Genomic DNA, 22,134 nt, shown 5'->3' on the forward strand with positions numbered 1-22,134 from the left:
ACTATGAATAGGAGGAAATTTCATGATCATCCAGTCTGAGGAAATTAGTCTGAAACATTTACTAACAGTTGAAGCTCTAAATGACCAAGAGGTGATGGGGTTGATTCGACGAGGCCAGCAATTTAAAAATGGTGCTCGTTGGACCCCACATAAAGATCAATATTTTGTTTCAAATCTTTTCTTTGAAAACAGTACTCGAACCCATAAAAGTTTTGAAGTTGCAGAAAAAAGACTTGGACTAGATGTGATTGATTTTGATGCCAAAACCAGCTCTGTACAAAAAGGCGAAACACTTTATGACACTGTCTTAACGATGTCTGCCTTAGGGGTAGATGTCGCAGTGATTCGACACGGCGATGAGTATTATTATGAAGAATTGATCCAAAGTAAAACCATCCAGTGTTCGATCGTCAACGGCGGCGATGGAAGTGGCCAACATCCGACTCAATGTCTACTAGATCTAATGACTATTTATCAAGAGTTTGGTCGCTTCAACGGACTGAAGGTAGCAATCGTCGGTGATATCACACACTCACGTGTCGCTAAGTCAAACATGCAAATGTTGAAACGCCTTGGTGCAACAGTATATTTTTCAGGTCCAGAAGAATGGTACGATAAGAGCTTTGATGTTTACGGAACTTATCGCACATTAGACGACTTAGTTCCCGAAGTAGATGTCATGATGCTTCTACGAGTACAACATGAGCGTCATGATGGGCAAGAAAGTTTTTCAAAAACCGAGTACCACAATAAATATGGTTTGACGATTGAGCGTGGAAAGCAATTAAAACCGCAAGCAATCATCATGCACCCAGCACCCGTCAATCGCGATGTCGAGATCGCAGACAGTTTAGTTGAAAGTCTGCAATCAAGGATCGTCTCGCAAATGACGAATGGTGTTTATATTCGCATGGCCATTTTGGAAGCAATATTAAGAGGAAAATCGTAAAGGGGCAAATAAAATGAAAACATTGATTAAAAATGGAAAAATCGTAACGAAAAATAATCAGACAACGACTTGTGATCTTTGGTTAGAAGATGGGATCATTGCCGGCATCGGAAAAGATTTTTCAACGATATCATTCGATCAAGAATACGATGCAAAAAATCAATTAATCACACCAGGCTTAGTTGATGTTCATGTTCATTTACGGGAACCAGGTTTTACTTACAAAGAGACCATCAAAGATGGAACGAAAGCTGCGGCACGCGGTGGCTACACAACAGTTTGTGCGATGCCAAATCTAAATCCAGTACCTGATACAGTTGAAAAATTCGAGCAGGTAAAAGCAATTATTGATCGTGAAGCTGTAGTCAAAGTTCTTCAATATGCACCTATCACAGAAGAACTTCGCAGTGAAAGTTTAACTGATCAAAAGAGTTTAAAAGCAGCCGGAGCTTTTGCGTTTACGAATGACGGTGTGGGTGTTCAAAGTGCAGGAACCATGTATCTGGCTATGAAAAAGGCTGCCGAGAACAAGATGGCCTTGGTTGCTCACACAGAAGATGAATCGCTGTTATTTGGTGGCGTCATGCATAAAGGTGAAATCAGTGAGAAGTTGCATCTTCCTGGGATTTTAAGCGCAACCGAATCGTCACAAATCGCTAGAGATTTGATTCTGGCTGAAGAAACGGGTGTACATTATCACGTGTGTCACGTTTCGACTAAAGAAAGTGTTCGGGTGATTCGTGAAGCAAAACAAGCCGGAGTTCATGTCACTGCTGAAGTCTCACCTCATCATTTGATTTTGATCGATGAAAATATCACAGAAGATCATGGCTACTGGAAAATGAATCCTCCGTTGAGAGCCAGTGAAGATCGCCAAGCGTTGATCGCCGGGTTACTAGACGGCACGATCGACTGTATCGCAACTGACCATGCACCTCACGGGTTTGAGGAAAAAAATCAAAGTTTTCTAAAATCACCCTTTGGGATCGTCGGAAGTGAGACGGCCTTCCAATTGATTTATACCCACTTTGTTGAAACAGGAGTATTCACATTAGAACAAGTAATTGATTGGATGGCTGTCAAACCAGCAGAAATATTCGGAATCAAAGCTGGAACATTGATGATTGGGCAACCGGCCGATATTACAATATTTGATTTAGAAAATGAAATAAAAATCGACGATAAAAAATTTGCTTCGTTAGGTGTGAATACCCCTTTCACGGGCTGGTCAGTCAAAGGTGAGACATTGATGACTTTCGTGGATGGTCAATTGGTTTATAACAAGGAGGACTAAGAGCTTGAAAAGACTTTTGATTTTAGAAGATGGAACAATATTTGAAGGTGAAGGATTTGGTGCGGAAACGAGTGTAGTGGGAGAAGTTGTTTTCACTACTAGTATGACCGGCTATCAAGAAACAATCACGGATCAAAGTTTTAATGGACAAATCATTACATTTACTTATCCGATGGTTGGAAATTACGGAATCAATCGAGATGATTACGAGTCGATTGCTCCAACATGTAAAGGAGTGATCGTCAAAGAACATGCACGCCTAGCAAGTAATTGGCGTAATCAAATGACTTTAGATGAATTTTTAAAACGTAAAGGAATTCCTGGAATCGCCGGAATCGACACTCGTGCCTTGACTAAAAAATTACGAAATGCTGGCACGATGAAGGGCAGTATCGTAGACCCTGCAGATCAACTTGAACATTCTTTTGACCAGTTAAAAGCAACTGTTCTGCCAACAAATCAAGTTGCGCAAGTTTCGACTGTTACACCTTATCCGAGCCCTGGAGTGGGAAGAAATGTGGTCGTGATCGATTTCGGATTAAAACATAGTATTTTACGTGAACTTTCTCGTCGGGAATGCAACTTGACGGTCATGCCTTATAACACTGATGCACAAACAATTTTAGATCTTTGTCCAGATGGGGTGATGTTGACGAATGGGCCTGGCGATCCTAAAGATGTGCCTGAAGCCATTGAGATGATCAAAAAAATTCAAGGAAAAGTACCGATCTTTGGTATTTGTTTAGGCCATCAATTGTTCGCCCTAGCGAATGGTGCAGACACTTATAAAATGAAATTCGGACATCGTGGATTGAATCATCCGGTAAGAGAAATCGCGACAGGAAAAATCGATTTTACTTCTCAAAACCATGGTTTTGCAGTAGATGAAAAAACAATTGATCCTCAAAAACTGATGATTACACATGTTGAAGTCAATGATGGAACGATCGAAGGCGTACGCCATCGAGATTTCCCGGCTTTTAGTGTACAGTATCATCCTGATGCTGCACCGGGACCTCATGATGGGGTTCATTTGTTTGATGATTTTATGGAAATGATGGATGCATGGAAGGAGCAAGCATAAATGCCAAAACGTACAGATATAAAGAAAATCCTAGTTATCGGATCAGGACCGATCGTGATCGGACAAGCAGCTGAGTTTGATTACGCCGGCACACAAGCTTGCTTAGCGTTAAAAGAAGAAGGTTATGAAGTTGTTTTAGTTAATTCGAATCCTGCAACGATTATGACGGATCAAGAAATCGCCGACACTGTTTATATCGAACCAATCACCTTAGAGTTTGTTTCAAGGATCTTACGTAAAGAATTACCGGATGCGATTTTACCAACTTTAGGCGGACAGACTGGTTTGAATATGGCGATGGAATTAGCCGATTCAGGCATTCTAACTGAATTGAACATTGAATTGCTCGGAACAAAATTATCCGCGATCGACCAAGCAGAAGATCGTGATCTATTCAAACAATTAATGGAGGAACTTCATCAGCCAATCCCAGAATCAGAAATCGTAACGACGGTAGAAGCAGCAGTGGAATTTGCGAATAAAATCGGTTATCCAATTATTGTAAGACCAGCTTTCACATTAGGCGGAACCGGTGGTGGTATGTGCGACAATGAAGAAGAATTACGCACGATTGCAGAGAATGGGTTGAAACTTTCTCCTGCCACTCAATGTTTGATTGAACGATCAATCGCCGGCTTTAAAGAAATTGAATATGAAGTGATGCGCGACTCTGCAGACAATGCTATCGTTGTCTGCAACATGGAAAATTTTGATCCAGTCGGAGTGCACACAGGTGATTCAATCGTATTTGCACCAAGTCAAACATTATCAGATTACGAATACCAAATGCTTAGAGATGCATCCTTATCGATTATTCGGGCACTAAAAATCGAAGGCGGTTGTAATGTCCAGCTTGCCTTAGATCCGCACAGCTTCAATTATTATGTGATCGAAGTAAATCCACGAGTATCCCGTTCGTCGGCACTAGCAAGTAAAGCGACAGGTTATCCAATCGCTAAACTAGCAGCAAAAATCGCGGTTGGACTAACATTAGATGAAATGAAAAATCCTGTTACTGAAACAACCTATGCTGAATTTGAGCCAGCTCTAGATTATGTAGTCGCTAAAATTCCACGTTGGCCGTTTGATAAATTTGAAAGTGGCGAACGGGTGCTAGGAACACAAATGAAAGCAACCGGGGAAGTAATGGCGATTGGCCGCAACATTGAAGAATCACTATTGAAAGCTGTTCGGTCATTAGAAATCGGGACCTATCATGCGGAACTTCCAGAATTAGCTGAAGTAACCGATGATGCGTTAACGGAAAAAATGGTTAAAGCTCAAGATGATCGATTATTCTATCTAACGGAAGCAATCCGACGCGGATATTCAATTGAAGAAATCAACGAACTGACAAAAGTTGATCTGTTTTTCTTAGATAAATTATTACACATCGTTGAATTAGAAACAGCGCTAGCAAAAAGTATCAACGATAGTGAGTTACTGAAACAAGCTAAGCAGAATGGCTTTTCCGATATCAAAATCGCTCAATTATGGAATCAAACGATTGACGAGATCCGAGAATTTAGAAAGCAAAATCGTATTCTTCCAGTATACAAAATGGTCGATACGTGTGCTGCTGAATTTGAATCACAAACACCGTACTTCTATAGTACCTACGAATTTGAAAATGAAAGTATTCGTAGTGAAAAAGAATCGGTGCTTGTTTTGGGATCCGGGCCAATCCGAATCGGTCAAGGAGTCGAATTCGATTATGCGACAGTCCACTCGGTCAAAGCGATCCAAGCAGCTGGCTATGAAGCAATCATCATGAATAGCAATCCGGAAACAGTCTCTACTGACTTTTCAGTATCTGATAAATTATACTTCGAACCGTTAACGCTTGAGGATGTCATGAATGTCATAGAATTGGAACAACCGATTGGAGTGATCGTTCAATTTGGCGGGCAGACAGCGATCAATTTGGCTGATCCATTAGTAAAAAATGGAGTCAAAATCTTAGGCACGACGATTGAAGATTTAGATCGAGCAGAAGATCGAGATCAATTTGAACAAGTATTAAAGAGTTTAGACATTCCTCAACCACCAGGTGATACTGCAACGAGTGCCAAAGAAGCAGTCAAAATTGCTGAAAGAATTGGTTATCCAGTCTTAGTTCGTCCAAGTTATGTTTTAGGTGGGCGCGCGATGGAAATTGTTGAAAATCAATCAGACTTAGAAGATTATATGGCTCATGCTGTCAAAGCTTCTCCAGAACACCCAGTCTTAGTCGATCGGTACTTGATCGGAAAAGAATGTGAAGTCGATGCCATCTGTGACGGCGAAACAGTGTTAATTCCTGGAATCATGGAACATATTGAACGTGCGGGAGTCCACTCAGGAGATTCAATGGCAGTATATCCGCCGCAAACTTTTTCTGAAGAGCTGAAAGCAACAATCGAAGATTATACTCGACGCCTAGCATTAGGAATGAACTGTATCGGTATGATGAACATCCAATTCGTCATTCATAATAATGAAGTTTTCGTAATTGAAGTTAATCCGCGAGCGAGTCGAACAGTACCATTCTTGAGTAAAATCACTAATATTCCGATGGCTCAAATCGCGACAAAAGCTATCTTGGGTCAAAGTTTAAAAGAACTAGGTTATCAAGATGGGCTGTATCCTGAAAGTGATTTAGTTCATGTCAAAGCGCCGGTCTTCAGTTTTACGAAATTACAAAAAGTCGATACTTATTTAGGACCAGAAATGAAATCAACTGGGGAAGTGATGGGAACAGATCGGAATTTAGCGAAAGCTTTATACAAAGTATTTGCCGCTGCTGGATTACATCTTCCAGACTTTGGTGCCGTCTTGTTGACTGTCGCTGACGAGACCAAAGAAGAAGCTTTAGCATTAGCAAAACGTTTTAAAGAAGTCGGTTATAGTCTGATTGCTACCGCTGGGACGGCCGAATTTTTAGCAGCTAACGGAGTGAATGCTAAACGAATCGCCAAAATTTCTGAATCAGATGAGGACAACGTAATTGATCTTATCCGCAGTGGAGAGGCTCAAGTTGTGATCAACACGATGGATAAAAATCGGCAAAATGCCTCAGAAGATGGTTTTATTATCCGACGGGAGGCGGTGGAACATGGTGTTCCACTATTTACATCGTTGGATACTGCAGACGCTATCTTACAGGTGATGGAATCACGAGCATTTTCAATTCAAGAAATTTAAATCAAACAGAGTGAAGATACCCTTCACTCTGTTGATCTATAGGGAGGCCGTTATGAAGCAAGAAATAATGACGATCGTTCGTCAAAAAGAATTAGCACCAAGAATATATGAAATGGTATTAACCGGCGATTTAGTAAAAGAAATGAAAATGCCAGGACAATTTTTGCATATTCGTGTCCCGAGAAATGATTTATTATTGCGGCGTCCAATCAGTATTAACCAATATGATCAAAAAGCCGGAACATGCACAATCATTTATCGTGTAGAGGGCGAGGGGACAAAAGTGTTCTCAGAACTTTCAGCGGGAGATTTATTGGATGTGATGGGTCCGTTAGGTCATGGTTTTGAAATCGGTGAATTGAACGCTGGCGATACGGCCTTTATCGTCGGCGGAGGCATTGGTGTGCCGCCCTTGTATCAACTGTCAAAAGAATTGAAGAAAAATGGTGTAAATGTGATCCATTTCTTAGGGTTTGGAACGAATGAAGTCGTTTATTATGCAGAGGAATTCGAAGCGTTAGCAGAAACGCGGTTTTCAACGGATGATGGAACGTTTGGACTACAAGGAAACGTCGGAAATCTATTGCTAGCCGAAAATAAACGACCAGATGCAGTTTTTGCTTGTGGAAATAACGGCTTATTAAAAACAGTTGAACAATTATATACTGAAGTCAATAATGTTCAACTGTCATTAGAATCACGAATGGCTTGTGGGATGGGCGCTTGCTATGCATGTGTTTGTCATGTACCTGAAGCTGAAAATCAAAGTGTCAAAGTATGTGAAGACGGTCCTGTTTTCCAAGCTGGGGAGGTTATCTTTTAGTGAGTATCGCAGTGAAATTACCAGGTTTAGATTTGAAAAATCCAATTATGCCCGCGAGTGGATGTTTTGGTTTTGGGAAAGAATATGCCGATTATTATGATTTAAATAAATTAGGCTCGATCATGATCAAAGCGACGACACCTAAAGAACGCTTTGGTAATCCTACACCGAGAATCGCTGAGACAACCAGCGGAATGCTGAATGCAATCGGTTTACAAAACCCAGGAATGAAGGTTGTGCTAGAAGATATTTTGCCTAGTTTAGAAAAATATTCAGAGTTGCCGATCATTGCCAATGTGGCGGGGGCTTGTGAAGAAGACTATGTTGAAGTATGCGCAAAAATTGGCGATGCGCCAAACGTAAAAGCCATTGAATTAAATATTTCTTGTCCGAATGTCAAACATGGCGGGATTGCTTTTGGAACGGATCCTGAAGTAGCTTATCGGTTAACTAAGGAAGTAAAAGCAGTTGCAAAAGTTCCAGTATATGTAAAATTGAGTCCAAACGTTACGGATATCGTACCAATTGCTAAAGCAATTGAAAGAGGCGGTGCCGATGGCTTTACCATGATTAATACCTTATTAGGTATGCGGATTGATTTGAAAACCAGACAGCCAATTTTAGCTAATCGTACGGGAGGATTATCTGGGCCGGCAATCAAACCAATCGCGATCCGTTTGATTAATCAAGTATCAGCAATCAGTGACTTGCCGATTATTGGAATGGGCGGCGTTCAAACAGTCGATGATGTTTTAGAAATGTTTATGGCAGGTGCAAGTGCGGTCGCAGTTGGAACAGCTAATTTTACTGATCCGTATATCTGCCCCAAATTAATCGACGAATTACCGATTCGAATGGCAGAGCTAGGAATTGAATCTTTAGAACAATTAAGAAAAGAAGTTCGGGAGGCGCGTTAATGGAATCACGACCTATCATTGCATTTGATTTTTCTACAAAAGAAGAAATCGAACAGTTTTTACAAAAATTTCCTACAGCAGAAAAATTATTTATCAAAATCGGCATGGAATTATTTTATCAAGAAGGGCCAATGATCGTTCATTTTCTGCGAGCTCAAGGGCATGATGTTTTTCTTGATTTAAAATTACATGATATTCCGAATACAGTGAAAAAAGCCATGCGTGGAATTGCAAAATTAGGTGTAGCGATCACTAATGTACACGCTGCCGGTGGTATAGAAATGATGGAAGCAGCTCAACAAGGATTAATAGAAGGAACAAATCAAAATCAAGTTGTTCCAAAATTGATTGCTGTGACACAACTCACTTCAACAAGTGAAAAACAGATGCACCAGGATCAATTGATCGATGTTAGCTTAAAAGAAAGTGTTTTGCATTATGCAAAATGTGCAGAAAAAGCTGGCTTGGAAGGTGTCGTTTGTTCTGCTCATGAAGCAGCAGATATTCATCAAGTGACCAAACCGGAATTTATTTGTCTGACTCCCGGGATTCGTCCTGAAGGTACTTCGGCAGGAGATCAAAAACGTGTGATGACACCTGCAAAAGCACGAGCAATTGGTTCGAACTATATCATAGTAGGCCGTCCGATCACTCAAGCGACTAATCCTTACCAAAGCTATTTAAAAATTAAAAAAGAATGGAACGGTGAAATATAAATGATCGCAGAACAAATCGCTAAAGACCTATTATCTATCAAAGCTGTTACTCTAAGTCCAAACGAACCATTTACTTGGGCAAGCGGCTTAAAATCACCTATTTATTGCGATAATCGAGTAACGATGAGTTATCCAAAAGTTCGCCGTGAAATCGCTCAAGGTTTAGCTGACAAAATAAAAACCACCTTTCCTGAAGTGGAAGTGATCGCAGGCACAGCAACAGCTGGGATTCCTCACGCTGCATGGGTGGCAGAGATTTTAGATTTACCAATGGTCTATATTCGCAGTAAAGCAAAAGATCATGGAAGAGGCAATCAGATCGAAGGTCGAATTTTAAATGAGCAAAAAATGGTTGTGATCGAAGATCTGATTTCGACTGGCGGTAGTGTTTTAGAAGCCGTTGCTGCTGCTAAACGTGAAGGCGCGGATGTCTTAGGTGTAGCTGCAATCTTTACTTATGAATTATCAAAAGGGAAAACGAATTTTGAAAATGCAGAACTTCCACTGATCACTTTAACTAATTATTCGACATTGATCGAAAGTGCATTAACAGAAAAATATATCGATCAGAATCAACTTGAATTATTGAAAAAATGGCGTCAAAATCCAGAAAACTGGTTAAATTAGTTGGAAAGCATCGCTTGATGCTTCTTTTATTCCTTTTTTTAGGTATACTAGAAACTGAAAAAATAAATTAATGTTATATATTTTTTTAGGAGTATATTGAAAAGAGGCTACGGAATGTACGAAAAGTTTGTAAGTAATTTACGATTACGAAGATTTACAGTATTAGTATTAATTATTTTCGTTTTATTTTTAGTGAAAGATTTTATGATCCCGATTTTACTGACATTCATTTTTACGTTGATTTCTGTAAAAATTGTCAGATTTGTTCAACGCTATATTAAAGCACCAACATTTATTATTGCTACGGTTTTATATTTGATTGAACTAGTGTTGCTTTATTTATTGATATCGAAATATTCTACTATTTTGATTGACCAAGTTCTTTCAACCTATAATTCGATCGTGCGTTTCTATCAACACAAAGATTTTAATTCTGATTTGGTCACCAATTTTATCTCTAATTATTTTAAAAATCATAATTGGCAAGATAAAGTTGAAAGTGGTGCTGGAATCATCTTAGAGCAGTTGCAAAATGTAGGACGATTGGCGATTGCCTTCATTATGTCGTTTATTTTGAGTTTTTTCTTTATGATCGAAAAAGAAAAAACGATTTTATTCTCGGAGAATTTTCTTCATAGCACGTACAAATGGTTCTTTCAAGATGTGTATTATTATGCCAAAGTATTTGTTGAAACTTTTGGTGTCGTAGTAGAAGTTCAATTATTGATTGCGCTAGTGAATACAGTCGTAACAACAATTGGATTAGGCTTGATCGGCTTTACCCAGTTGCCGACATTGGCGATCATGATTTTCTTTCTAAGTTTGATCCCAGTAGCCGGAGTGATCTTTTCTTGTATCCCGCTGACATTGATTGCTTACTCAACAGGTGGCATCCAAACAGTCGCTTATGTATTGATCTTGATTGTAGTCGTTCATTGCATCGAAGCCTATATTTTAAATCCCAAATTCATGTCGAGTCGGACGAAGTTGCCTATTTTTTATACTTTTGTCATTCTATTATTTAGTGAAAAATTCTTAGGGGTTTGGGGCTTGATCGTAGGAATTCCGATCTTTAATTTCTTCTTAGAAATCTTAGGCGTCAAGATCACGACAGCTAAAACAAAAAAAGCTAAAAAAACGGAACAGCCAGATTAGGCTGTTCCGTTTTTTCGTAATTGTTCAATAACGGCTTCTTCAGGTGTCACAAAAAGCGTTTTTTGATTTTCATAAATGACAAATCCTGGTTTGGCACCATTAGGTTTGTGAATATGTTTGACGGCCACGTAATCGACCGGTACTTGAGCAGATTGTCTAAATTTTGAAAAGTAGGCGGCTAATTCAGCTGCTTCTAACAAGGTTTCCTCGGTCGGCTGATCATTTTTGATGATCACATGAGAACCAGGAATATTTTTAGCATGTAGCCAAATATCTGATTTTCGAGCTTGTTTCAAAGTCAATTGATCATTCTGCAAATTATTTTTACCGACTAAGATTTCAGTGCCGTCACTTGCTATAAAGCGTTCTGGCTTAGAAGGTGCGTGCTTCCGATTTTTCTTAGCTCGTTTTTGTTTCAAATAGCCACTAGCAACGAGTTCTTCTTTGATTACTTCAATATCCATTGGTCCAGCAATTTCTAATTGGGCAAGAATTGATTCGAGATAGGCGATCTCATCTTTAGCTTCCGCAATTTGATCATAGATCAGTTTGATAGCATTTTTTAGTTTTTGATATTTTTGAAAATATTTCTGGGCATTTTGATTCGGTGTCAATGCTGGATTTAAAGTGATCGTGATCGGTGCATTTTCTTCATAATAATTTAGCAATTCAACACTGGTTGCACCTCGAGGCACTTGAGTCATAAAGGTCGTTAGTAACTCACCATCACGACGAAAATCTTCCGCGTTTTCAGAATCTTTTAGTGTTTTTTCACGCTTAGCTAGTTTAGTTTGGTTTCGCTTGATTTCATTATCTACTTTGCGAATCAGTTCATTTCCTAACTGTTTGACGCGATCTTTTTCGGCCTTTTCGCCATAAAAAGCATCCAATAACATACTTAGCGTTGCATATTTTTGTGATTGCTCAAAGGTTTCAAAAGCTAGTGGAGCAAAGAATTCTTTTTGATTTTTGAGCCCAAGAGTCGGGGTTATTTGCTCTTTCAAGCTGCTGAAAAAAGCAGACCAGACCGCTATTTTTTCATTTGGACGTTGCGTTAAACGAACGGCTAATTCTTCAGCAGTATCTCTGCCGAAACCTTGAAACTGTTGTTGAAGATAACGACCGTCTAATACATCTGCAGTTGACAGCAAAGTAAATAATTGTTCTTTTGATACTTTGAAAGGATCAAGTTGTGATTGTTTTGGCGGCTCGATATATTCACTGCTCGGTAAAATCGAACGATACGTATTTTGTGAATGCCCCACATGTTTGATCGCATCTAAAATTTTGCCAGTTTGCTGATTCAATAAAACAATCGTCGAATGACGTCCCATTAACTCAACGATCAAAACGATGTCTTGCAAATCACCTAATTCATCCCGTTTACTAAATGTGAAGTGAACTACACGGTCATTTTCTACTTGATGAATGTCTTCTAAAATGGCACCTTCTAAATGTTTTCGCAACATCATCACAAAATTCGGCGGATTATCAGGATTGGTATAAGCAATTTCTGTTAATTGGATCCGGGCATAACTTGGGTGAGCAGATAGTAATAAACGTTGGTTTTTCCCGCGAGCTCTAATGACTAAGACGATTTCATGGTCGTAAGGTTGGTGAATCTTAGATATTCTTCCGGTAACGAGTTGATCTTTTAGTTCTCGTACCATTGCATGGGTAAAAATTCCATCAAAGGACATTTTTTATCCCTCATTTCTATTCATAATAGTTCTATTATACCTAAAAAAAGACTAGCGACCAAGTGAGTCGCTAGTAAATAATCAGATATTCAAATTTTCTTTGTAATTATTCAACTGATCTGATACCCGGCCTTGGCTATTAGCAATCTTGGGCTTCGTTTAAGTTGACCGTTGATTTTTCGAAACCAGATAAGCTAAAGTCCACTATGATAATAAAAGGTTTTGCTAGGTGATTCTTTTTCTAGAAACACGTTCAGTACTGCTCATTTTCTCCACCCTAAAAGAATTATCTGTATTAAAATTGCATTAAAATGAAACGCTGACAATTGGATAAAAAAACAGTTGAATAATAATTATAAAAATAAAATAGAATATAGTCTATATAGATAGCGCTTCTAAAATAAAAATAATATAATGATAAGAAGGAGGGATGACAATGCAAAGATATATACAGATAATCAAAGAACAAATAATAGTTTTTTGGCAGAATCTTAGTGATATCTTGCTAGAAAATAAACAGCGTGCCATTGTCATCTTGAGCAGCTTCGTTTTTTTAGTTTTGCTTTTTTCTGCTTCGGTTGTCTTTGCACAAAAAACAATTCGGCAAGATCAATTGAATGAGTTGGTATTCGATTCAGTAAAATCAGACTATTTATTGCCATTGAATTATCAAGAACTTGATACAAAAATACAATCGACAAATGCAGTTTCGATCATGTTCAGTCAACCAATGGGGACTTCTTATGAAAAAGTTCTTTCACTGCTTGAAGATCCGAATCAAAAATCAATGTTGAATCGCAAATTTTATTTTTATCCGATCGTTTACGATGAAAAGCAGATTGAACAGGAATATAAAATTGATCCAAATAAAGTCACATTTATTTTTTTTCAGAAAGGTAAAGAAAAAAATCGATTTGTGGTAGAAAGTCTTGATGACGTCAACCATGAATTTATTCCGGAGTTGAATCGGCTGCCAATGTGGCAACTTAATAAATAATCTGAATAGTTAAAAAATAAATGAGCTTTCTGTAATAAAAAGTGTTGACACTTAATTTTTTTTCAGCTAAAATTACCTCAACATCAAAAAAGGAGTGACATTCATGAGACATTTGAACTTATCTATCAATCAATTGAATAGCTGGCAAAACTGGCGTAGATAAGTTGTATTTATGAATTCACTCATAGATACAACGTTTAGACAACTTCTAAATTTTGTATCTATGCTGGGTATATTTTTATGCTTATTCCCGCATAGAGACCATCTATGCGGTTTTTGTTTTTTTAGACAACTACCGTGGTACTTTAGGTAGTTGTCTTTTTGTATATAAAAAAACAAAAATTTGGGGGAAAATAAAATGAAAAACAAAGGAATTATTGGATCAATCATCGCTTTAGCAATTGTATTAATCGGAGTTTTTGCCTATCAAATGGGCACTCGTCAAACGACAGCATCATCTACGGACGATAAAAAAATAAAAACTGTCGGCATTTTACAATATGTCAGCCACTCATCATTGGATCAAATCAAAAAAGGTGTAATCGCTGGTTTGAAAGAAGAAGGCTATACAGAAGGCGACAATCTAAAAATTGAATTTTTAAATGGACAAGGTGATCAAAGCAAATTGAATAGTATGAGCCAACAATTATTAGATAAGAAGTCAGATGTGTTAGTCGGAATTGCAACGCCAGCTGCGAAAGCATTAGCGAATGCAACAACGGATACACCGATCATCATGGGAGCAATCAGTGATCCAGTTGGATCTGGGTTAGTCAAAGACTTAAAAAATCCCGGTGGAAATGTAACAGGTGTAAATAATTTGACACCAGTTGCTCAACAAATCGATATGGCAAAAGAATTGTTCCCGAACGCAAAAACAATGGGTATCGTTTATTCATCTTCAGAAGAAAATTCAAAATCACAAGTTGAAACGGCCGAACAAAATGCTAAAACAGTAGGATACGCAGTGAAAAAATTTGCCATTTCATCTAGTAATGATCTTTCAGCTGTGACTCAACAAGCTTGTCAAGAATCAGATTTCTTATATATCCCACAAGACAACACGATTGCAAGTGCCTTCCAAACGTTGATCAGCGAATCTGATAAAGCAAAAACACCCGTTTTTGTATCAGTTGATAACATGGTCAAAGAAGGCGGGATTGCCACGGTCGGACAAAACCAATACAAATTGGGTGTAGAAACAGGAAAAATGGCTGCAGACGTTTTAGATGGAAAAGCAAAACCAGCTGATACACCAGTGAATGTCATTGATTACGGAGATATGATCATCAATGAAGAAAAAGCCAAAGAATTAGGCATCACGATTCCAGACTCGATCAAAGAAAAAGCAGAAGTAGTTAAAGGAGAGTAATAACATGGTAATTTCAGCTATAGGACAAGGTTTTTTATGGGGAATCCTAGGTTTAGGGATCTTCATGACCTACCGGATTCTAAATTTTCCAGATATGACAACTGAAGGATCTTTTCCATTGGGAGGCGCCGTCTGCGTGACGGCGATCACGCATGGTGTTTCACCATTACTTGCCACACTTTTAGGAATTGTTGCTGGGATGTGCGCGGGATTCATTACTGGAATGCTCTACACTAAGGGTAAAATTCCTGTCATTTTAGCCGGGATTTTAGTTATGTCAGGTTTAAACTCAGTGATGCTGTTTATTATGCAGACACCAAACCTTTCGTTATTGAAGCAACCAAAGATTCAAGATTTTTTTACTAATTTAAATTTACCGGATTATTACGATGTTGTGCTATTAGGACTTTTAGCTGTTGTGATCATCATTGCATTACTGTTGTTCTTCTTCTTTACCGACTTCGGACAAGCGTATATCGCAACTGGCGATAATGAAAACATGGCTCGTTCAATTGGGATCAATACAGATCGAATGAAAGTCATCGGATTGACTTTATCAAATGGTGTGATTGCATTATCCGGAGCTTTGATTGCACAAAATGATGGGTATGCCGATGTTGGTAAGGGCGTCGGTGTGATCGTTATTGGTTTAGCTTCGATCATTATTGGTGAAGTCCTTTATGGTGAAGTTACTTTTGCTGAACGATTGGTTGCAATCGTCTTAGGAAGTATTATTTATCAATTATTGATTTTAGTCATCATTAAAGTTGGTTTAGATACAACTTACCTAAAAATCTTTTCATCGATCATTTTGGCCTTATGCTTAATGATTCCTCGCTTGAAAGAAGCGTTACATTTGAAAACGGGTTTAGAAAAGGAGTGATCATATGAATGCGTTAGAAGTAAAAAAAGCGAATAAGACAATTCGTAATGGAATCAATGATCAGAGAAAAATATTGAACAATGTTGATTTGACGATTGCTCCAGGAGAATTTGTCACTGTGCTTGGAGGAAACGGCGCTGGAAAAAGTACGCTTTTCAATAGTGTTTCTGGTAATCTCCAATTAGACAGCGGGACGGTAGCTGTGATGGGAAAAGACTTAACAAAGCTTTCAGAAGAACAACGGGCATCTTCGATTGCTCGTGTCTTTCAAGATCCGAAGATGGGGACAGCACCAAGATTGACAGTTGCTGAGAATCTTGGATTAGCTGAAAAAAGAGGTCAAAAGCGCCGCTTGAAACAACGTCAATTGAATCAAAAAAAAGACATGTATCGTGCGCTTTGTCAACAAGTTGGAAACGGCTTAGAAAATCACTTAGATACACCGACCGGTTTTTTATCTGGTGGACAGCGTCAAGCATTGAGTTTATTGATGGCGACGATCACCAAACCAGATCTATTATTATTAGATGAGCACACTGCAGCGTTAGATCCCAAAACAGCGAAACAATTGATGGAACTTACTGATCAGCGAATCAAAGAAGAAAACTTAACTTGTTTGATGGTTACACATAAAATGGAAGATGCGCTTCACTATGGCGACCGAGTAATCGTAATGGAAAAAGGCGAGATCATTCGAGACATTCGTGGAGAAGAAAAACGACGGATGACTCTGGCTGATTTATTCCTACTTTTTGAGACAAACGAGACTGCAGCTGAAGTAATATAAAATTTTTTTTCAGAAAAATTAAAAAAATAGATTGACTTATAAAATAAAGAGTCCTATACTAAGTTCAATCTTAAAACAGTTTGGAGCGATTTTTTATGAATATGAAAAATAATACGCACACACAACTGAATAATTATTACTTTAGCTATTTTAGATAGGTTTGTATTCATGATTCATGGATGCAGACGACACGCGTTTGTATCTATGATGGCTAAGGATTTTAAGTATGACTTAATGCCACATAGATGAAAATCTATAGTGGCTTTTTTCTTTGGTATTTTTGGAGAGATGAGGTTCATTGTAGGTTTTCTACAATGGACCTTTTTTCGTACCTAAAACAGCAACGAATATTTTACTTGAAGGAGTGAAACAAGATGGAGAATGAAATAACTGGAAAAACACGGTTAGCCGGACTTTATGCTTTGCCGGCACGACACAGCTTTTCACCAATGATGCATACCACATCATTTCAAGAAACTGGAGTCGACGCTGTGTATCTTAGCTTTGATGTTCCACCAGAAAAGTTAGGATCCAGTATTCAAGCAATTCGGGATTTGGAAATGTTAGGTGTTAATTTATCGATGCCTCACAAAATGGCAGCAGTGCAATATGTTGACGAACTGAGCCAAGCTGCACGACTTATCGGGGCGATCAATACGATCGTGAATCAAGATGGTAAGTTGATCGGTCATACTACCGATGGTGTTGGTTGTATGGAAAGTTTGAAACAAAATCAAATCGATGTTATCGGGAAGAAGATCACGATTATCGGAGCGGGCGGTGCAGCAACGGCTATCATCACTCAAGCGGCAATCGATGGTGTGGCAGCAATCGATGTCTTTAATATCAAAGATGAATTTTATCAAAAAGTCGAACCTAAACTAGCAGAAATTGCTAAAGAAACAGATTGTAAGATCGAACTGCATGATTTAGCTGATGAACAACAGCTAGCCAACTCATTAGCTGATAGTTGTCTCTTGATCAATGCAACGAGCATCGGAATGGCGCCGAATACCGATCGAATCCCTTTACCTGATAGTAAGTTGTTGCGAGAAGATCTAGCCGTTTTTGATGTGATTTATCATCCTGGTGAAACACAATTGCTCCGCGAAGCAAAAAAAGTCGGAGCTAAGGCTGTTAATGGTTTAGGCATGCTGTTATATCAAGGAGCTGCAGCTTTTGAATTATGGACAGGTAAAAAAATGCCGACTGAATTGATTCAACCCCTATTGGAAAAAGAAATTAAAAAATAAAAAACGAAGGAAGTTATTATTATGATCTTAATTATTAAAAAAGGCATCAAAGAAGCAGAATTGGCACCAATCTTAAGCCGTATCGAAGAAGAAGGATTGGGCGTACAAATTAATCATGGAAAAGATCGTTTGGTTTTAGGTTTGCTTGGAGATCCAGAAGTTATCCAAAATGTTCCGTTCCAGCGTTACAGTGTAGTCGAGCGTGCAGTACCGATTTCTAATACTTACAAATTAACTTCAAGAGAATTCCATCCACAAGATACAGTGGTTGATGTTGATGGCGTTAAAATCGGTGACGGCAGTTTCGTAACCATGGCTGGACCATGTTCAGTTGAAGGTGAAGAACAAATCATGGAAACAGCTCGAATGGCTAAAGCTGGTGGAGCAACTATTTTACGTGGCGGAGCATACAAACCTCGTACTTCACCTTACGCGTTCCAAGGACTAGGCGAAGAAGGATTGAAAATCATGCGTAAGGCAGCTGACACATACGGTTTGAAAGTAATCACTGAGGTAATGGATGAAGCACATATCGATGTTGTTTGTGAATACGCTGATATCATTCAAATCGGTGCGCGTAACATGCAAAATTTCCGCTTACTAGAAGCTGTCGGTAAAACAGGCAAACCAATTGGATTGAAACGTGGGATTTCAGGAACGATCCAAGAATGGTTAAATGCAGCAGAATACATTGCAGTTCAAGGAAACTCAAAAATCATCTTCATCGAACGTGGTATCCGAACATACGAAACTGCCACACGAAATACCTTCGATCTAAGTGCTGTGCCATTGATCAAAAAATTGAGTCATTTCCCAATTATTGTTGACCCAAGTCATGGTACTGGCGTTTGGGATCTAGTTGGACCGATGGCTAGAGCAGGTGTAGCTAGTGGTGCCGATGGTATGATCGTTGAGATCCATCCAGATCCATTGCATGCATGGTCTGATGGTGAACAATCATTAAATGAAAAGAACTACTTAAAAATGATGGAAGAAGTTAACATTCTTGTTGATGCGATGAAAAAAATTACCGCATTGTCTGAAGAACCATCACTTGCATAAAACGGGAGGCGGATTTCATGGAAATTGTTTTACCAGAAAAAAGTTATGAAATCATTGTAAAACGCCATGCATTAAATTCTGTTGGCGAATGGATCGCTTCACTTTGGCAAGATAAAAAAATTGCGATCATTAGCGATGACAATGTGTATCCGATTTATGGAGAAACTATCAAAAATCAATTAAGTCAGTATGAAGTTTGTCATTTTTCTGTTCCCGCTGGCGAAAAAAGTAAATCCCTAGATATGGCTAGTAAACTTTATGAGTTTCTAGCCGATCAAGGTTTCACTCGCAGCGATGCAGTCATTGCTTTAGGCGGTGGTGTCGTTGGAGATTTAGCTGGTTTCGTTGCTTCTACTTATATGCGTGGAATCGCATTTGTTCAAATCCCAACTTCTTTATTAGCCCAAGTTGATTCTAGTATCGGTGGTAAAACAGCTGTGAATTCAGCGAAAGCTAAAAATATGATTGGAACTTTCGCACAACCAGATGGTGTATTGATCGATCCAGAAACATTGAATTCTTTACCAGAAATACGTGTTCGTGAAGGTATTGCTGAAATCATTAAATGTGGAGCAATCGCTGATCAATCATTATGGCAAGATCTTGAGAAACTAACAGGAATCGAAGAACTGTTGGCTCATAGTGAAATGATCATCACAAAAGCATTAAATGTTAAAAAAGTCGTTGTAGAAGAAGATCAATTTGATAATGGCTCACGTTTATTATTAAATTTTGGTCATACGATTGGTCATGCAATTGAAAATACAGCCGGCTATGGAAAAATTAGCCATGGAGAAGCGGTTGCAATCGGAATGGTGAAAATTTCTCAAACAGCTGAAACCAAAGGTCTTTCACCAAAAGGTATTACTCAGCAGATCATTGCGATGAATCAGAAATATGGATTGCCGATAGAGTATACGCCTTGGACAGTTGAGACGTTTTACCGAGCAATCACGCATGATAAAAAAGCACGTGGTGGCTTACTGAATATCATTTTGTTGGAAGACATTGGCAATGCCAAAATTAAAAAAATTAAAATGACTGAAATACGAGATTATTTAATAGGAGGGGAATAAGTATGCGGTACTTAACAGCTGGAGAATCACATGGACCAGAATTAACAGCAATCATTGAAGGTGTTCCAGCAGGACTAGCACTTTCAATCGATGAGATCAATCAAGAATTAGCTCGGAGACAAGGCGGATACGGCCGTGGTGGACGAATGAAGATCGAAAAAGATCAAGTTCGTATCACATCAGGTGTTCGCCATGGGAAAACAATTGGTGCACCGATCACTATGATCGTTCAAAACCGTGATTGGAAAAATTGGCAAAAAGTGATGTCAGTTGAAGAAGGCCCTGAGAAAGATCAACAGTTGAGAAGAGTCTCAAAACCACGTCCTGGACATGCTGATTTAGTTGGAGGAATGAAGTACCACCATCGCGACTTACGAAATGTTTTAGAACGTTCATCAGCTAGAGAGACTACGATGCGTGTGGCTGTCGGAGCAGTTGCAAAACAAATTTTAGCAGCTATCGACATCGACATCGCAAGTCATGTGGCTATTCTCGGAGGAATCTCAGCGAACATTCCCGAACAATTGAGTGTTAAAGAAATTAAAACAAAAGTTCAGCAATCTGCAGTGAATATGGTCGATTTAGAGATTGAAGAATCAGTTAAAGAATTGATCGATCAAACTAAAAAAGCGGGTGACACGATTGGCGGCGTCGTAGAAGTTCGGACAGATAATGTTCCTGCCGGATTAGGAAGCTACGTTCAATGGGATCGCAAATTAGATGGAAAAATTGCTCAAATTATGATGAGTATCAACGCTTTCAAGGGCGTGGAATTTGGAATTGGTTTTGAAGCGGCCCGTCAGCCGGGATCAAAAGTGATGGATGAAATTGTTTGGGAAGACGGATACTCAAGAACGAGTAATCATCTTGGTGGATTTGAAGGTGGCATGACTAATGGGGAACAAGTCATTGTTCGAGGTGTAATGAAACCTATTCCGACGTTATACAAACCATTGATGAGTGTTGATATCGATACGAAAGAACCATACAAAGCAAGTGTAGAACGGTCCGATAGTACGGCAGTCCCAGCAGCTTCAGTCGTAGCTGAGCATGTCGTAGCAACAGTTCTAGCAGAAGAAATTTTAGATCAATTTCCAGCGGATACGATCGAAGATTTACAAAGAGCGGTTCAACAATACCGCGAGGACATCAAAAACTTTTAAAAAAAGGAGTGTGCGTCTATGAAGAAAAAAGTATTTATTTTAGGACTAGGTTTGATAGGCGCCTCCCTTTGTCGAGCGATCAAAAATCCGTCAATTGAGTTATTTGGTTGGGATCATTCAGCAGAAACAAGAGAAATTGCGCTGGAAGTTGGTTTAGTAGATCAAATTACTTCTATAGAAGAAGCAAAGCAAATGGATATTATTATTTTAGCGGTTCCTGTTTTGGCTAGTTTGAGTTATTTACAAGTATTAGCTGAGTTACCGTTAAAAGCTTCCGTAATTGTTACAGATACCGGAAGTACTAAAAATGAAGTAATGAAAATAGCAAAAGAGCTCCCCTTTACATTTATTGGTGGACATCCGATGGCAGGATCACATAAGTCTGGTGTAAAAGCAGGAAATCCTAATCTTTTTGAAGAGGCTTATTATATTTTGACTCCTTTTGAAGAAAGTGATGCTGTACCATTGATCGAATTACTTACCCCAACGAGAGCAAAGTTTGTTGTGATCGAACCAGAAGCCCATGATGAAATTGTAGGTGTCCTCAGTCATCTCCCACACATCGTAGCTGCTGGACTGGTAAGGATGAGCGATAATTTATCGGAGGAACATCCACGAGCCACACAATTAGCTGCAGGTGGATTTCGTGATATTACCCGGATCGCTTCATCAGATCCGCAAATGTGGACAGATATTTTATTGACTAATCGCCCAGCGCTTTTACATTTAATTGAAGAGTGGCAGAATCAAATGAATCAAATCAAAAGTAATTTGCTAGCGAAAGATCAATCTGCAATTTATGCTTTTTTCGATCAGGCCAAACAATCACGGGATCTGCTACCAGCTAAAGATCGTGGAGCAATTCCGGCGTTTTATGATTTGTATGTCGACATCCCAGATATTGTCGGAGCAGTTGCCAAGGTTATGACGATTTTAAGTGAAGCAGATATTTCGATCATTAATTTAAAAATTCAAGAAACGCGGGAAGATATTTTTGGCGTGTTAGAGTTGTCGTTCAAAAATCAAAACGATTTAGTAAAAGGTCAACAAATGATCGAACAAGCAGATTTTCATTGTCGGATAAGGAGTTGAG

General features: G+C 38.8%; 19 protein-coding genes. 18 read left to right on the plus strand and 1 reads right to left on the minus strand.

What is annotated here, in order from left to right:
* The first annotated feature begins 22 nt into the window (after positions 1–22).
* The 9 genes from ACKTSC_RS04970 to ACKTSC_RS05010 all read left to right on the plus strand — a co-directional run bounded on the left by ACKTSC_RS04970 (position 23) and on the right by ACKTSC_RS05010 (position 10,748).
* Complete coding sequence (locus ACKTSC_RS04970) at positions 23–949, plus strand: aspartate carbamoyltransferase catalytic subunit (RefSeq protein ID WP_407857006.1); 927 nt, start codon at positions 23–25, stop codon at positions 947–949.
* A gap of 13 nt (positions 950–962) precedes the next feature.
* The gene (locus tag ACKTSC_RS04975; RefSeq protein ID WP_407855772.1) at positions 963–2,243 is read left to right on the plus strand and encodes a dihydroorotase; all 1,281 of its coding nucleotides are present in this window, start codon (positions 963–965) and stop codon (positions 2,241–2,243) included.
* A gap of 4 nt (positions 2,244–2,247) precedes the next feature.
* The gene (locus ACKTSC_RS04980) at positions 2,248–3,327 is read left to right on the plus strand and encodes a carbamoyl phosphate synthase small subunit (RefSeq protein WP_407857007.1); all 1,080 of its coding nucleotides are present in this window, start codon (positions 2,248–2,250) and stop codon (positions 3,325–3,327) included.
* Positions 3,328–6,510 carry a carbamoyl-phosphate synthase large subunit gene (carB, locus tag ACKTSC_RS04985; RefSeq protein WP_407857008.1) on the plus strand — a complete coding sequence of 1,061 codons (3,183 nt, stop codon included), beginning with the start codon at positions 3,328–3,330 and terminating at the stop codon, positions 6,508–6,510.
* A 34-nt stretch (positions 6,511–6,544) separates the two neighbouring features.
* A complete protein-coding gene (locus tag ACKTSC_RS04990) occupies positions 6,545–7,333 on the plus strand; it encodes a dihydroorotate dehydrogenase electron transfer subunit (RefSeq protein WP_407855803.1) in 789 nt (262 codons plus the stop codon).
* Positions 7,333–8,250, plus strand: coding sequence for a dihydroorotate dehydrogenase (locus ACKTSC_RS04995; protein ID WP_407857009.1), 918 nt, complete (start codon positions 7,333–7,335; stop codon positions 8,248–8,250). The genes ACKTSC_RS04990 and ACKTSC_RS04995 overlap by 1 nt, the downstream gene beginning before the upstream one ends.
* Positions 8,250–8,966: an orotidine-5'-phosphate decarboxylase gene (gene pyrF / locus ACKTSC_RS05000; RefSeq protein ID WP_407857010.1), complete on the plus strand. Its 717-nt coding sequence runs from the start codon at positions 8,250–8,252 to the stop codon at positions 8,964–8,966. Before ACKTSC_RS04995 ends, pyrF begins: the two co-directional genes overlap by 1 nt.
* Entirely contained in the window at positions 8,967–9,593 is a 627-nt protein-coding gene (gene pyrE, locus ACKTSC_RS05005; protein ID WP_332580629.1) for an orotate phosphoribosyltransferase, read from the plus strand.
* Between the two features lie 114 nt (positions 9,594–9,707).
* The gene (locus ACKTSC_RS05010; RefSeq protein ID WP_407857011.1) at positions 9,708–10,748 is read left to right on the plus strand and encodes an AI-2E family transporter; all 1,041 of its coding nucleotides are present in this window, start codon (positions 9,708–9,710) and stop codon (positions 10,746–10,748) included.
* Here the strand turns inward: ACKTSC_RS05010 and efbA are convergent.
* Positions 10,745–12,448, minus strand: coding sequence for a fibronectin-binding protein EfbA (efbA, locus tag ACKTSC_RS05015; RefSeq protein ID WP_407857012.1), 1,704 nt, complete (start codon positions 12,446–12,448; stop codon positions 10,745–10,747). The two genes, ACKTSC_RS05010 and efbA, sit on opposite strands and share 4 nt — an antisense overlap.
* 436 nt (positions 12,449–12,884) lie before the next feature.
* Between efbA and ACKTSC_RS05020 the strand changes: the two genes are divergently transcribed.
* From ACKTSC_RS05020 to ACKTSC_RS05060, 9 genes are all read left to right on the plus strand, one after another.
* The gene (locus ACKTSC_RS05020) at positions 12,885–13,445 is read left to right on the plus strand and encodes a hypothetical protein (protein WP_407857013.1); all 561 of its coding nucleotides are present in this window, start codon (positions 12,885–12,887) and stop codon (positions 13,443–13,445) included.
* A gap of 358 nt (positions 13,446–13,803) precedes the next feature.
* Positions 13,804–14,817 (plus strand): tryptophan ABC transporter substrate-binding protein, encoded by a 1,014-nt coding sequence (gene trpX / locus ACKTSC_RS05025; RefSeq protein WP_332580633.1) that lies wholly within the window; start codon positions 13,804–13,806, stop codon positions 14,815–14,817.
* A 4-nt stretch (positions 14,818–14,821) separates the two neighbouring features.
* Complete coding sequence (locus ACKTSC_RS05030; RefSeq protein ID WP_332580634.1) at positions 14,822–15,700, plus strand: ABC transporter permease; 879 nt, start codon at positions 14,822–14,824, stop codon at positions 15,698–15,700.
* A gap of 4 nt (positions 15,701–15,704) precedes the next feature.
* Positions 15,705–16,487, plus strand: a complete 783-nt coding sequence (locus tag ACKTSC_RS05035) for an ABC transporter ATP-binding protein (protein ID WP_332580635.1) — start codon at positions 15,705–15,707, stop codon at positions 16,485–16,487.
* 374 nt (positions 16,488–16,861) lie between these two features.
* Entirely contained in the window at positions 16,862–17,740 is an 879-nt protein-coding gene (locus tag ACKTSC_RS05040) for a shikimate dehydrogenase (protein ID WP_332580636.1), read from the plus strand.
* Between the two features lie 21 nt (positions 17,741–17,761).
* Positions 17,762–18,802, plus strand: coding sequence for a 3-deoxy-7-phosphoheptulonate synthase (aroF, locus tag ACKTSC_RS05045; protein WP_407857014.1), 1,041 nt, complete (start codon positions 17,762–17,764; stop codon positions 18,800–18,802).
* Positions 18,803–18,819: 17 nt separating this feature from the next.
* Positions 18,820–19,878, plus strand: a complete 1,059-nt coding sequence (aroB, locus tag ACKTSC_RS05050) for a 3-dehydroquinate synthase (protein ID WP_332580638.1) — start codon at positions 18,820–18,822, stop codon at positions 19,876–19,878.
* Between the two features lie 2 nt (positions 19,879–19,880).
* A complete protein-coding gene (gene aroC, locus ACKTSC_RS05055; RefSeq protein WP_407857015.1) occupies positions 19,881–21,041 on the plus strand; it encodes a chorismate synthase in 1,161 nt (386 codons plus the stop codon).
* 18 nt (positions 21,042–21,059) lie between these two features.
* The gene (locus tag ACKTSC_RS05060; protein WP_407857016.1) at positions 21,060–22,133 is read left to right on the plus strand and encodes a prephenate dehydrogenase; all 1,074 of its coding nucleotides are present in this window, start codon (positions 21,060–21,062) and stop codon (positions 22,131–22,133) included.
* Position 22,134: the final 1 nt, after the last annotated feature.

The sequence above is a fragment of the Enterococcus hailinensis genome (assembly GCF_045862035.1).
Classification (GTDB): domain Bacteria; phylum Bacillota; class Bacilli; order Lactobacillales; family Enterococcaceae; genus Enterococcus_A; species Enterococcus_A hailinensis.

What these genes read in the sequence shown, in the direction of transcription:
- pyrE (WP_332580629.1), top strand. Translation starts at nt 8,967, where the DNA reads ATGATCGCAGAACAAATCGCTAAAGACCTATTATCTATCAAAGCTGTT.
- ACKTSC_RS05030 (WP_332580634.1), top strand. Translation starts at nt 14,822, where the DNA reads ATGGTAATTTCAGCTATAGGACAAGGTTTTTTATGGGGAATCCTAGGT.
- aroB (WP_332580638.1), top strand. Translation starts at nt 18,820, where the DNA reads ATGGAAATTGTTTTACCAGAAAAAAGTTATGAAATCATTGTAAAACGC.
- pyrF (WP_407857010.1), top strand. Translation starts at nt 8,250, where the DNA reads ATGGAATCACGACCTATCATTGCATTTGATTTTTCTACAAAAGAAGAA.
- efbA (WP_407857012.1), bottom strand. Translation starts at nt 12,448, where the DNA reads ATGTCCTTTGATGGAATTTTTACCCATGCAATGGTACGAGAACTAAAA.
- aroC (WP_407857015.1), top strand. Translation starts at nt 19,881, where the DNA reads ATGCGGTACTTAACAGCTGGAGAATCACATGGACCAGAATTAACAGCA.
- ACKTSC_RS05060 (WP_407857016.1), top strand. Translation starts at nt 21,060, where the DNA reads ATGAAGAAAAAAGTATTTATTTTAGGACTAGGTTTGATAGGCGCCTCC.
- trpX (WP_332580633.1), top strand. Translation starts at nt 13,804, where the DNA reads ATGAAAAACAAAGGAATTATTGGATCAATCATCGCTTTAGCAATTGTA.
- ACKTSC_RS04975 (WP_407855772.1), top strand. Translation starts at nt 963, where the DNA reads ATGAAAACATTGATTAAAAATGGAAAAATCGTAACGAAAAATAATCAG.
- aroF (WP_407857014.1), top strand. Translation starts at nt 17,762, where the DNA reads ATGATCTTAATTATTAAAAAAGGCATCAAAGAAGCAGAATTGGCACCA.
- ACKTSC_RS05010 (WP_407857011.1), top strand. Translation starts at nt 9,708, where the DNA reads ATGTACGAAAAGTTTGTAAGTAATTTACGATTACGAAGATTTACAGTA.
- ACKTSC_RS05020 (WP_407857013.1), top strand. Translation starts at nt 12,885, where the DNA reads ATGCAAAGATATATACAGATAATCAAAGAACAAATAATAGTTTTTTGG.
- ACKTSC_RS05035 (WP_332580635.1), top strand. Translation starts at nt 15,705, where the DNA reads ATGAATGCGTTAGAAGTAAAAAAAGCGAATAAGACAATTCGTAATGGA.
- carB (WP_407857008.1), top strand. Translation starts at nt 3,328, where the DNA reads ATGCCAAAACGTACAGATATAAAGAAAATCCTAGTTATCGGATCAGGA.
- ACKTSC_RS05040 (WP_332580636.1), top strand. Translation starts at nt 16,862, where the DNA reads ATGGAGAATGAAATAACTGGAAAAACACGGTTAGCCGGACTTTATGCT.
- ACKTSC_RS04970 (WP_407857006.1), top strand. Translation starts at nt 23, where the DNA reads ATGATCATCCAGTCTGAGGAAATTAGTCTGAAACATTTACTAACAGTT.